Here is a 12,865-nt window from a genome sequence, read left to right on the forward strand (position 1 = left end):
CCGGCATCACAATCATGTGGCAAGGCTTCGCTTTTCGCCCCTTGGGCTTTTCACCATCACAGGCGCCCTCTACAAATCGAATGTACAAGGAAGGCGCAAGCGAGACTGATCATGCGGACAAATACTGGCCAGACCATTCGTCTGGAAGACTACCGGCCGACCGACTTCGTCCTTGAGAGAGTGGATCTGACTTTCGAGCTCGACCCCAAGGAAACGAAGGTCGAAGCGCGCCTCATTTTCCACCGGCGCGAAGGGGTAAGCCCCGCGGCGCCTCTGGTCCTGGACGGCGACGAACTGCGCATGACCGGCCTGCTGCTCGATCAGGTGGACATACCGCCAGCGCTCTATGAGGCCACGGACGATACGCTGACGATCCGCGATCTCCCGGAAACGACCCCCTTCGAGATCACGGTAACAACTCTGCTCTCGCCTGAGACCAACACCAAGCTGATGGGCCTCTACCGCACCAACAACGTCTATTGCACCCAGTGCGAGGCGGAGGGGTTCCGTCGCATCACTTACTTCCCAGATCGACCGGATGTGCTTGCCGTTTATACGGTCAACGTCATCGCCGACAAGGCAACATCACCGCTTCTGCTCTCGAACGGCAACTATCTCGGCGGCGCGGAAATGGGCGACGGTCGTCATTTTGCCGCCTGGTACGATCCACACCCGAAGCCGAGCTATCTTTTCGCACTGGTCGCCGGCGACCTCGGCGTAGTGGAAGACACGTTCACGACCGTCTCGGGCCGCACTGTCGCGCTCAGGATCTATGTCGAGCATGGCAAGGAAGCCCGTGCTTCCTACGCCATGGACGCGCTGAAGCGCTCGATGAAGTGGGACGAGGAGGTTTTCGGCCGCGAATACGATCTCGACATCTTCATGATCGTCGCGGTCTCCGACTTCAACATGGGCGCCATGGAGAACAAGGGGCTCAACGTCTTCAACGACAAGTACGTGCTCGCGGACCCGGAGACGGCAACGGACGCGGACTACGCCAACATTGAAGCGATCATCGCGCACGAGTATTTCCATAACTGGACAGGCAACCGCATCACCTGCCGCGACTGGTTCCAGCTCTGCCTCAAGGAAGGCCTGACCGTCTACCGCGACCACGAATTTTCCGCGGACATGCGTTCCCGCGCCGTCAAGCGCATCGCCGAGGTGCGCCACCTGAAGTCGGAGCAGTTTCCCGAGGATGCCGGTCCGCTCGCCCATCCGGTGCGCCCGACGACGTATCGTGAAATCAACAACTTCTATACGACCACCGTCTATGAGAAGGGCTCCGAGGTGACGCGGATGATCGCCACCATCCTCGGGCGCGATCTCTTCAAGAAGGGCATGGACCTCTATTTCGACCGCCATGACGGCCAGGCGGTGACGATCGAGGATTTCATCGCCTGCTTCGAGGACGCCAGTGGACGCGACCTCAAGCAATTCTCGCTCTGGTATCATCAGGCGGGGACACCGCTGGTCACCGCTTCGGGTTCCTACGATGCGGAACGGGAGACCTTTTCGCTTTCGCTGGAGCAGACCGTGCCTCCCACTCCGGGGCAGAGCATCAAGGAGCCTATGCATATTCCGCTGCGGCTCGGGCTCTTGCTCGAGGATGGCAGCGAAGCGAAAGCTGCAAAGGTTTCCGGCGCCGACATCACGGACGATGTCGTCCATCTGACCGAACGCAGGCAGACGGTTGTCTTCTCCGGCATTCCCTCCCGTCCCGTCCCGTCCTTGAACCGCGGTTTCTCGGCGCCGATCAACCTCCACATGGAGCAGAGCGCAGAGGACCGCGCGCTGATCGCGCGCCACGAGATCGACCTTTTCGCCCGCTGGCAGGCACTGAATGCCATCGCGCTCGACAATCTGGTCGCGGCAACGGCGCAGGCACGCAGCGGTCAACCGGTCACCTGCGACGGCGCGCTCCTTGATGGCCTTATTGCCGCGGCCGCGGATGATCGGCTGGAACCGGCGTTCCGCTCGCAGGCGCTCGCGCTGCCGAGCGAATCCGATATCGCCCGGGAAATCGGCAGCAACAACGATCCGGATGCCATTCACGCCGGCCGTCAGCAGATCCTGGCCGGTGTCGCCGCAGCCGGACGGGATACGTTCATCCGACTGACGAATGAAATGGCATCGCCCGGCCCATTCAGCCCGGATGCCACCAGTGCCGGTCGACGGGCGCTGCGCAACAGCGCCCTTACCTTCCTCGTCTATGGTGACAAGGGACCGGAGAAGGCGGCGGAGGCGTTCCGTAATGCCAACAACATGACCGACCTCAGCCTCGCGCTGACATTGCTTGCGCATCGCTTCCCGGACACGAAGGAAACGACCTCCGCACTCACCGGCTTCAAGCAACGGTTTGCGGACAACGCCCTCGTCATCGACAAATGGTTCGCGATCCAGGCGACAATCCCCGGCCCCGAGACCCTCGATCGCGTCAAGACACTGATGTCCGATCCGCTTTTCAACGGAAACAATCCTAACCGTGTGCGCTCGCTCGTCGGAACCTTCGCCTTCTCCAACCCGACCGGGTTCAATCGGGCCGACGGCGAAGGCTATCGCTTCCTGGCCCGGCAAATTCTCGACATCGATCCGCGCAATCCTCAGCTCGCGGCGCGCATTCTGACCTCGATGCGTTCATGGCGCTCGCTGGAAGATGTCCGGGCCGATCATGCCCGCAACGCTCTGAACGAGATCGCCGGCGCATCCAACCTCTCCGCGGACGTCAGCGATATCGTCGACCGCATGCTGAAGGCCTGACGGGCCTCCCGCCATCACGAATCACTGCGGCTTCGGCTCGAATCAGGCCAAAGCCGCAGTGAACGATTCCAATGATTAAAGCTCACCTCGCTCGAAGAGCCGTCGCCACCTACAGCGCCGCGCGTCTTCTCAGACGCACAAAAGGTCGCTGTAGCACTTTGAATTGCTGCATGTTTTTGTCCTTAGATCGGCTCCGATTTAACGACACATGCAGGCGCCATCCGGCCTATGATTTCCCAACGACGAGAATTGGTTAAGAAATCTTTACCATCCCCTCTGGACAAGGCGAATCGCCCTGTGATTCATTGAGTCAGATTCGGGCGAGCGGCGCACCGAATCACTGAGACAACCATCCTCCAGCCGAATGCTGGAGCGGCTCATGTCTCAGATTTAGAGGATCAGGCGTCTTCGGCACATTCACTGCGAATGCGAGGCGCTTTCGAGGATGACAAGATTGGGAAAGATGGCGGACGCGCGACGGGGAAGCGCAGCCGACGGGCGGTTGCGACTCAAGTTTCCGGGCCTTTCCAGCCTGGAGCGGGAGTTCATCGAGCAGGCAAGGCTGTTTGCCGAGCCCGCATCTCAGCGGCTCGCGAGCGCCGAACCTATTCTCAAGCGCTCCATTCCCGTCCTGATAATTGCTTTCCTTGTCATCGTGGCCATATCCCGCATGTCGGGCATCATGGGCGAGCATGCCCGTATGGAGGGCAGTTCCCGCCAAGCCGTCAGTCTCGCAGCGGCCGCGGCCGCTGCAGCCTTCCAAGCCGATGGAGCACAGGTTTTCGACGGCGGTCTGCGGTGGGAGGCCGAACAGCGGCTCGGCGAATATCTTCCGGCAGGCACTCTCGACGGCGGCATGTTTCTGCTGACGGTTCGCAAGGACGGGCGGATATTCGCAAGCACGGCGGACGGCGCTCACTTCATCGGGCGCACGCTGGCCTCGATCGCTCCGGACCTCGCAACGCTGCAGTACTATGGCGAAGGATCGAGCGTGGTGAAGACGCCGGTCGGCGACGTCGATCATCTTGTCGCCTTGACGCAGCTCCCGGACGCCGCCGGCGTCATTCTGGCGGCTAGGCCGATCGCGCAGCTCGAGACGGCGTGGCGCGACGACGTCTCGCTCAACGTCACCCTGTTTGCAGGCATATCGGCCATCCTGCTCGTCGTCCTCTATGCCTACTACATTCAGGCAAAGCGAGCGCGCGATGCTGACGCGGTTTTCGCGGAGTCGAACCTGCGTGTCGAAACTGCGCTCTCGCGCGGTCGTTGCGGCCTGTGGGATTTCGATCTTGCCAACCGGCGCCTGTTCTGGTCGCGGTCGATGTACGAGATGCTGGGGATGCCGGGGGACAGCAGTGTGCTGTCTTTCGGCGATGCCGCGCGGCTGATGCATCCGGAGGACCGGGGCATTTACAGCGTGGCGCGGGCGATCGCCCGCGATAACGCACGCCAGATCGACCAGGTATTCCGCATGCGCCATGCCGACGGCCACTACGTATGGCTCCGCGCACGCGCGCAAGTCATTCGCACAGTCTCCGGCCGCACGCACCTGATCGGCATCGCCATGGATGTCACCGAGCAACACCGGCTTGCGCAGCGCTATGCGGAAGCGGACCAGCGTCTCGCCGACGCCATCGAGTGTACGTCGGAGGCTTTCGTGCTCTGGGACAAGCAAGACCGCCTGGTCATGTGCAACACCCACTACCAGCAGGCCTATCAATTGCCGGACCATGTCCTCGTGCCCGGCACGGAACGGACAGTCGTGCACGCCGCCGCGGCACGGCCGGTCGTCGAGCGCCGGGTCGCCGATCCGGATCGCAGCAACCATTCGCAGACGAGCGAGGTGCAACTCGCCGACGAGCGATGGCTCCAGATCAACGAACGCCGCACCCGCGATGGCGGTCTGGTTTCGGTCGGCACCGACATCACGCTGCTCAAGCGCCACCAGGTGCGCCTGCGCGAATCCGAGCGTCGGCTCATGGCGACGATCGGCGACCTTTCGGCATCACGCATCACGCTGGAGCAGCAGAAGGCCGAACTGTCCGTCGCCAACTCCAACTATCAGGCGGAGAAGGAGCGCGCAGAAGCCGCAAACCGCGCCAAGTCCGAATTTCTGGCGAACATGTCGCACGAACTGCGCACGCCGCTGAACGCTATCCTCGGGTTTTCGGAGATCCTGCAGAACCAGATGTTCGGTCCGCTCGGGTCCGAGAAATACCACGAGTATTCGCGCGATATCCATGAAAGCGGCAAACATCTGCTCAACGTCATCAACGACATTCTCGACATGTCGAAGATTGAAGCCGGGCACATGCGCATCACGCGTGAGAAGATCGACCTCGCACCGCTGATCGAAGAGACGCTTCGCTTCACCACAATTCCAGCCGAGCAGAAGAATATCCGCGTCGTGCAGCAGATTTCCTCGGGTCTCACCATGGTGGCCGACCGCCGCGCGATGAAGCAGGTGCTGCTGAACCTCCTGTCGAACGCGGTCAAGTTCACCAACGAAGGAGGCCGCATCTCGCTCAGGGCGCGCAAGGTCACCGGAGCGGTGACGCTGACGATCGCCGATTCGGGTATAGGCATCCCGAAGGACGCGCTGCAGAAGATCGGCCAGCCATTCGAGCAGGTGCAAAGCCAGTATGCCAAGAGCAAGGGCGGTTCCGGGCTCGGGCTTGCAATTTCGCGCTCACTGACGCGCCTTCACGGCGGCACGATGAAGATCCACTCCACCGAAAACGTCGGCACGATCATATCCGTCCGCATCCCCGACCGCGTCGGCGGCTAAGCAACCGTCCGGGAATTGCGCAGGCTTCAAATCGCGCGACCGCCGACCTCGCAGATCACTCGGCAACAATGGATTGGAAGATCCCGCGAACCGCCTTGGAGAGGCTTCGAATATCCGCCTCGAGATGCTTCAGATCCGGGTAGTCCCCTGCCCCGCAAACGAGATCGACCAGGCCAGCGGGTGCATCCTTCGGATCGAAATCCCCGTCGATGCAGAGGCGCACGATCTGCGAGACTTCAGTAAAAAGCGTCAGCGCGTCGACGGCCACGTCCAGATCGTTGGCATTCATCATGGATGCGCCCAGGCTCTTCAACGCCTCAAGGGTATGCGTTCCTGCCGGTGGCGGCGTCACCCCTTTTGCCGGAGCAATCAGCGCAAGATATTGCGCGATGAACTCGAGATCGACGAGACCGCCGGGGATGAGCTTGAAATCCCAAATGGCGTTCGGCGGCTTCTCCTTGTCGATCAGGTCGCGCATCTCCTCCACGTCCTTGCGGACCTTCTCGATCTTGCGCTTCTCAGAAAGGACCTCGCCGAAAATCGCTTCCGCCTCGCCGACCAGACTTTCATCACCGCAGATGCATCGCGCGCGTGTGAGCGCCAGATGCTCCCAGGTCCAGGCCTCCGCGCGCTGATATTTGGCAAAGGCGGTGATGCGCGTCGCGACGGGGCCCTTGTTGCCGGACGGTCGCAGCCGCATGTCGACATCGTAGAGAATACCTTCGGCAGTCGGCGCCGAGAGCGCGGCGATCAGTCGCTGCGTTACCCGGGTGAAATAGCGCACCGGGTCTAACGGCTTGGGGCCATCGGACTGCACCGCGTCGTCATCATAGTCATAGAGCAAGATGAGATCGACATCGGAGCCCGCCGTCAATTCGTGGCTGCCGAGCTTGCCCATGCCAACGATGGCGACTCGACCGCCCGGAAAGCGTCCATGCGCCGAGCGAACTTCCTCCAGCACCGCGTCGAGCGCCGCAGCGATGATGAGGTCAGCAAGATCGGTGAAGGCGCGCCCCGCCTGGATGCCGGAAATGGCGCCGGTCAAAAGCCTAATGCCGATCAGAAAACGCTGTTCGGCAGCGATGATACGCAACCGGTCCAACACGTCCTCGTAGTGACGGCCACCGGCAACGAAATTTGCGATCCTCGGTGCCAGATATTCCCGTGTCGGCAGTTCCGCAAGCAGGCCCGGGTCCAGCATGCCGTCGAAAACATGGGGTCTGGCGGCGATGATGTCCGCCAGCCGCGGCGCCGATGACATGATGTTGACGATCAGAGAAAGGAGCCTGGGATTGTTGCCGAGCAACGAGAAGAGCTGGATGCCGGCGGGCAGTCCCGAGATGAAATGGTCAAAGCGAAGCAGCGCTTCGTCCGCGCGACGGCTCTCCCCGAATACCCGCAGGAGTTCTGGCGTCAGCTCGGTCAGACGCTCGCGCGCCTCCACCGACTGCGTCGCCCGATAGCGCCCGTAGTGCCAGGTGCGAATTGTCCGGGCTATATCGGACGGGCGTTGAAAGCCAAGCTTCTTCAAGGTCTCGAGCGTGTCCGGATCGTCCTGTTGTCCGGTGAAGACCAGATTTCCGGTCTCGGTCGAGAGCTTTGCCTCCTGCTCGAAAAGCTGCGCATAGCGCCGCTCGACCGTACGCAGCACGCGGGAAAGCTCCGTAGAAAAGGAGGCGGTGTCCTCGAAGCCGAGCATGTAGGCGATCCGCTTGAGCTCTGCCTCCGTCTCCGGCAGGACGTGCGTCTGTTCATCGCGCACCATCTGGATCCGGTGCTCGACGTCGCGCAGGAACCAGTAGGCATCGATAAGCTCGTCGGCGGTCGACTGATCGATCCATCCTGCCTTCACGAGCGCGCGCAGCATCGGCTCCGTTGCGCGCAGCCTAAGCTCTGGCATGCGGCCGCCGGCGATCAGTTGCTGCGTCTGGACGAAAAACTCGATCTCGCGGATGCCGCCGCGACCGAGCTTGATATTGTGTCCCTTCACGGCGATTTCGCCATGTCCCTTGTGCGCGTGGATCTGCCGTTTGATCGAATGAATGTCGGCGATTGCCGCGTAGTCGAGGTACTTGCGGAAAACGAAGGGCGTCAGCTCCTTCAGGAAACGCTCGCCAGCCTCCAGGTCGCCAGCCACCGGCCGCGCCTTGATGAAGGCGGCGCGCTCCCAGTTCTGTCCCCTGCTCTCGTAATAGAGCATCGCTGCCTCGATCGGGATCGCAAGCGGAGTCGACCCCGGATCGGGGCGCAGACGCAGGTCCGTGCGGAAGACATAACCGTCGCCGGTCCGTTCCTGCAGGATGCGGATCAGACGCCTGAGCAGACGCGCGAAAACATCGGACGCGTCGTCGCGGTCGATGATGATGCAGGACTGCGGATCGTAGAAGATGACGAGGTCGATGTCGGAGGAATAGTTGAGTTCGCAAGCACCGAGTTTGCCCATCCCGAGAGCGACGACCCCGGAACCGATGCTCGGCGCCGACGGATCCTTCAACCTGAGCTTGCCGCCTTCATGCGCGCCAAGGAGCAGGTGATCGATCGCGGCCGCGACCGCGGCAGCGGCGAAATCGCTCAGCCAACGCGTCGTTTCCCGGCCGTCGAAGAGCCGAGATAGATCCGCCAGAGCGACGGCAAAGGCAACTTCCCGTTTTGCCTTTCGCAGCCTGGACATGATCTCCGCGTCGGGCAGTGCGGCCGCTTCCGGCTCCGGCCGCCATGCGGACCGGGCCGCCTCGATCCGGCGCTTGAGGAACTCGCACAAAGGCGTGGTGAGCAGATTCTCGAGGATTGCTGGATTGCTGCCTGTCGTATCCCGCAGAAACGGCGAGAGCGCGAGGGCCGAGACGACAAAGTCCTTGATCGGTGTGCTCGAGGCCAGAAGGTCCGCGATGCGAGCGTGCCCCTTGCCCACGTCCTTCAAAACGGACAGAGCGGCCTTCGCATCCGCCTGGCTCGTCGGACGGATTGAAACCACTTCGATATCGGACAGACGCCGCTCATCTGCTTCCAGCATCGGCACTTCCTCCCAATCTCGGTCTATCAGGTCGCACGAGCCGGGAAAACCATGCGGACGGTCAGTCCCTTGCCATCTTTGCGGTCCGGTTCGGTCGCAGTAAGCGTGAGGGATCCGCGATGCATCTCCATCACTGCCTCGACAAGGGAGAGGCCGAGGCCCGTCCCCGGTTTCGAGCGGCTTTCATCCAGGCGGACAAAACGCTTCAGCACTTCGCGGTACATGTCTTCCGGGATGCCGGGACCATGATCGGCGACGGTCACCACCGCCTCGTTTCCGCTCTTCGTCATCGCCACCCGGATCAGAGGATTGGTCGATCCCTCGGCATATTTGATCGCATTGTCCATCAGGTTTCCGAGTGCCTGGCCAATCAGTTCGCGATTTCCGGAGATCACGACGCCCGGGAGGATATCCGCTTCGACCTTCAATGCCTTGTCCTCGGCCGCCGGTTCGTAAAGCTCGACGCAATCGGCAACGATCCGGGACAAATCGACGTCGCTCATTTCCGCGGCAGCGGAACCGGCCTCGACACGGGAAATCATCAGCAGCGCATTGAACGTGCGGATCAACTGATCCGACTCCGCAATGATTTCCTCCAGAGCGCCAGTTTGGCTTCCGTCCTCCTTGCCGGAGAGTGCCGCTTCGGCCTTGTTGCGCAGACGCGTCAACGGCGTCTTTAGGTCGTGGGCGATGTTGTCGGAAACCTGTCTCAGCCCCTCGTCGAGCTTCTCGATCCGCCCGAGCATCGCGTTGAGCGATTCCGAAAGCCGGTCGAATTCGTCTCCCGACCCGCTTGTCGGCAGGCGCTGCGAAAGGTCGCCCGCCATGATTTTCGTGCTGGCCTCGGACATGCGGTCGATGCGCTTCAAGGCATTGCGACCGATGACGAACCATATGATGAGCGCACCGAGCCCCATCACTCCAAGCGCAACGACCAACGCCTGACGCACGAGCATGCGGAACTTTTCCGGTTCCTGGAGGTCGTGACCGACGAGAATCCTCAAGCCATTGTCGAGCAGCAGAACCTGGGCCAGCGCCACGTGACTTTCCTCGCGGCTTTCATCGGTGAACCGCCGGTAGCGGAACGGCTCAGATTTCCAGCCTTCATCGTCAAGCAGGCCCGGCTGCAGGCCGGCGACGTTGCCCGCGAGGATTTCGCCGCTCGGCCCGGCGATGACATAGAGATTGGCACCCGGCTGGCGCGCCCGCCGTTCGAGCGAGCGAAGCAGGCCGCTCATGCCGGCGCGCTCGTAGACGGCTTCGATCTGGCTCACTTCGGTCGTAATTGCGTCGCGCGTCTGCTGCTGCAGCAGGCGTTCGGACATGCCTGTCACGTAAAAGACGAGAAAGATCGCACAGAGGGAAAAGAGAACAAGATAAAGTGCGGAGAGCCGGACCGCCGTCGTCCTTAACAGAACCCTGAGTTTGCTCATGTCTCGGTCCGGTCGTCCTTGATCATGTAGCCGGCGCCACGCACCGTCCGCAGTAACGGCGTGTCGAAGTCCTTTTCGATTTTCGAGCGCAGGCGCGAGACATGCACGTCAATAACGTTGGTTTGCGGGTCGAAATGGTAATCCCACACGTTTTCTAGCAGCATCGTCCTCGTCACGACCTGACCCGCATTCTTCATGAGGTATTCGAGCAGTCGGAATTCGCGCGGTTGCAACGGGATTTCCTTGCCTTGCCGCCGAACCGAATGGGCGAGCCGGTCGAGTTCGAGGTCGCCGACGCGGTAGACCATATCCTGTTCGGGCGCGCCCTTGCGGCGACCGAGCACCTCGACACGCGCCAGAAGCTCGTTGAACGCGTAGGGCTTCGGAAGATAGTCGTCGCCGCCGGCGCGCAGGCCAGTGACGCGGTCGTCCACCTGGCCGAGCGCCGAGAGAATGAGCACGGGCGTGTGGATATCACGGCGCCTCAGTTCGCTGATCAACGACAAGCCGTCGCGACGCGGCAGCATCCGATCGACCACCAGCACGTCATAGGCATTCTCGCTTGCCATGAACAGACCGCTTTCGCCATCGCTGGCATGGTCGGAAACGATGCCGGCCTCGCGAAAAGCCTTTGCCAGATAAGCAGCGGCCTCAAGGTCGTCTTCAACGATCAGAATCTTCATGCGCGTGACCATAGTCCCGGATCCCTATCTGTCTCAACCGGTTTCGGTTCCGACACCTCCAGCGCCGCGTCTCTGATGGGACGCGCAAAGGTCGCTGCAGCATTTTGAATTGCTACATGATTTCGATCGAAGCCGTCATGCAGCAGCGTCGTAGCAACCATCGCTTCGGCCCGAATGAAAAGCGCCGCGATATCACTCGGATGTCGCGGCGCCTTTGGATCATGGTGATTGCGGATTGTGTCGATCCATTCACCTCGATCAATCAGAATGGATCGGAGCGGGCGACCCACTCCAATCCTTCGAGAGTCGCGACATCAGCCCTGATCGATCGGAAGCGCGACAAAGCGGCTGCCGTCCTGGGTTTCGATCTGGAAGAGCGCCTTGGTCCGCCCATCCTTCTTGGCATTGTTCATCACCTTGACGATGTCGTCCGCCGACTTCACTTCCTGATTGTTGACGGTGACGATCTTCTCACCTTCCTTGAGGCCACGGTCGCCGGCGTCGGAGTCCGGATCGACGGAAGCGATCGTCACGCCTGTGCCGTCCTCGGAAGGCGTCACCGTCACGCCGAGACCGGCAAGCGCTTCATCACTGGCTGTCGGTCCCTGCTCGGACCGCTCGTCCTTCGGCTGCACGGCGTCGCTGGTGTCGCTCGGCAGATTGCCGATTTCGAGCTTCACGCTTTCAGACTTACCATTGCGCCACAGGGTCAGGTCGGCAGAAGAGCCCGGACGCAGTGCTGCAACCTTGCGGGCGAGATCGCGCGGATCCTTGATCGGCTCACCGTTCAGTGCCGTCACCACATCGCCCTTCTTGATCCCGGCCTTTTCTCCCGGAGAACCGGCCTGCGGTTCGACGACCAGAGCGCCGCTTGCCTCGGAGAGGCCGAGCGAATCAGCGATGTCCTTCGTCACGGGCTGGATCTGAACGCCAAGCCAGCCGCGCGAGACGGTGCCGTCCTTGATCAGATCGTCGACGACGTCCTTGGCAACCGATGCGGGGATCGCGAAGGCGATGCCGACGTTGCCGCCTGCCGGGGCCAGGATCGCGGTGTTGATGCCGACGACCTCACCCGAAAGATTGAACGTCGGGCCACCGGAGTTGCCGCGGTTCACGGCGGCATCGACCTGCAGGTAATCGTCGTAGGGGCCGGAGCCGATGTCGCGGCCGCGAGCCGAGACGATGCCGGCCGTCACCGTTCCGCCGAGGCCGAAGGGGTTACCGACCGCGACGACCCAATCGCCGACACGCACCCTGCTGTCGTCCGCAAAGGTCACATAGGTGAACTTCCTGTTGTCGTCGACCTTGAGCACCGCGAGATCGGTGCGGCTGTCCTTACCGACCAGCTTGGCATCGAGCTCCGTGCCATCGTTCAGGATGACCGTGAAGGCGGAGCCATCGGAAACGACGTGGTTGTTCGTGACGAGATAGCCATCTTCGGTGATGAAGAAGCCGGAGCCCTGGGCGCGCGGACGGAGGCGACCCTCGGCGCGCGGACCACGACGACGGTCTGCACGGTCATCGCCGCCATCGCCACGCGGGCCGCCGAATTCACGGAAGAAGCGCTTCAGCGGATGATCGTCGGGCAGATCCTCGAAGCCGCGACCGCCGAAGTCGAAGCTGAAGTTGCCGGCCTGTTCGTCGGAAGTGTTCACGCGCGACTGGACGCGCACGGAAACGACGGCCGGTGAAACCGCATCGACGACGTTTGCGAAGCTCGGGACCGCTGGAGCTTCCGTCTTCACCGCTTCGGCGAAGGTCTGCGAAATCTCAGTCGGCAGGCCGCTGGTCAGCAGGACGGCCGCGAGACCGGCGACCGTGGAGGTCTTCAGGACCGTCTTCAGGGATGGACGCAGAGTTTTGATCTTGGACATTCGTTTTGCCTTCTCTCTTCCATGAAGCCCCCGCCAATAGGCAGAAGGCTTCGAAACCTTGACCACGAGCTTGTTCCGAACGTATCGGCGTCTGGAACCGCTCGTCTGGCTGTGACTGGAGGAACAGCCGATGATGAAAGGTGTAACGGATGGGACCTTACTGAGTTCTGTCCGGCAGATGAATTTTTGGTAATGTTCGCGCGGAAGCGGAAGAGCGACTGATCAGCCCCATGCACATCCGTTGCGGAAGAGCGACTGATCAGCCCCATGCACATCCGTTGAACGTCTTGAATTACCGCGCGAGGTCAAATCGC

Annotated in this window: 6 protein-coding genes; 2 read left to right on the forward strand and 4 right to left on the reverse strand. The window is 61.7% G+C overall.

Annotated elements, in window-relative coordinates; all coding sequences use genetic code 11:
- Positions 1-111: 111 nt before the first annotated feature.
- Positions 112-2,760: an aminopeptidase N gene (pepN, locus tag ILFOPFJJ_RS10365; RefSeq protein ID WP_173510472.1), complete on the forward strand. Its 2,649-nt coding sequence runs from the start codon at positions 112-114 to the stop codon at positions 2,758-2,760.
- 454 nt (positions 2,761-3,214) lie between these two features.
- On the forward strand, positions 3,215-5,548 hold the full coding sequence (locus tag ILFOPFJJ_RS10370) for a PAS domain-containing sensor histidine kinase (RefSeq protein ID WP_173510473.1): 2,334 nt from the start codon (positions 3,215-3,217) through the stop codon (positions 5,546-5,548).
- Between the two features lie 55 nt (positions 5,549-5,603).
- Here the strand turns inward: ILFOPFJJ_RS10370 and ILFOPFJJ_RS10375 are convergent, their stop codons facing one another.
- The 4 genes from ILFOPFJJ_RS10375 to ILFOPFJJ_RS10390 all read right to left on the reverse strand — a co-directional run bounded on the left by ILFOPFJJ_RS10375 (position 5,604) and on the right by ILFOPFJJ_RS10390 (position 12,551).
- Complete coding sequence (locus ILFOPFJJ_RS10375) at positions 5,604-8,561, reverse strand: bifunctional [glutamine synthetase] adenylyltransferase/[glutamine synthetase]-adenylyl-L-tyrosine phosphorylase (protein WP_173510474.1); 2,958 nt, start codon at positions 8,559-8,561, stop codon at positions 5,604-5,606.
- Positions 8,562-8,587: 26 nt separating this feature from the next.
- A complete protein-coding gene (locus ILFOPFJJ_RS10380) occupies positions 8,588-9,994 on the reverse strand; it encodes a sensor histidine kinase (RefSeq protein ID WP_173510475.1) in 1,407 nt (468 codons plus the stop codon).
- Positions 9,991-10,689, reverse strand: coding sequence for a response regulator transcription factor (locus ILFOPFJJ_RS10385; protein ID WP_173510476.1), 699 nt, complete (start codon positions 10,687-10,689; stop codon positions 9,991-9,993). The genes ILFOPFJJ_RS10380 and ILFOPFJJ_RS10385 overlap by 4 nt, the downstream gene beginning before the upstream one ends.
- A 302-nt stretch (positions 10,690-10,991) precedes the next feature.
- A complete protein-coding gene (locus ILFOPFJJ_RS10390; protein WP_173510477.1) occupies positions 10,992-12,551 on the reverse strand; it encodes a Do family serine endopeptidase in 1,560 nt (519 codons plus the stop codon).
- Between the last annotated feature and the right edge of the window lie 314 nt (positions 12,552-12,865).

It is taken from the genome of Sinorhizobium psoraleae (genome assembly GCF_013283645.1).
Lineage (GTDB): Bacteria > Pseudomonadota > Alphaproteobacteria > Rhizobiales > Rhizobiaceae > Sinorhizobium > Sinorhizobium psoraleae.

Bases quoted from the DNA above. Each gene is read 5' to 3' on its own strand.
- ILFOPFJJ_RS10375 (WP_173510474.1), bottom strand. From the start codon at position 8,561: ATGCTGGAAGCAGATGAGCGGCGTCTGTCCGATATCGAAGTGGTTTCA.
- pepN (WP_173510472.1), top strand. From the start codon at position 112: ATGCGGACAAATACTGGCCAGACCATTCGTCTGGAAGACTACCGGCCG.
- ILFOPFJJ_RS10380 (WP_173510475.1), bottom strand. From the start codon at position 9,994: ATGAGCAAACTCAGGGTTCTGTTAAGGACGACGGCGGTCCGGCTCTCC.
- ILFOPFJJ_RS10385 (WP_173510476.1), bottom strand. From the start codon at position 10,689: ATGGTCACGCGCATGAAGATTCTGATCGTTGAAGACGACCTTGAGGCC.
- ILFOPFJJ_RS10390 (WP_173510477.1), bottom strand. From the start codon at position 12,551: ATGTCCAAGATCAAAACTCTGCGTCCATCCCTGAAGACGGTCCTGAAG.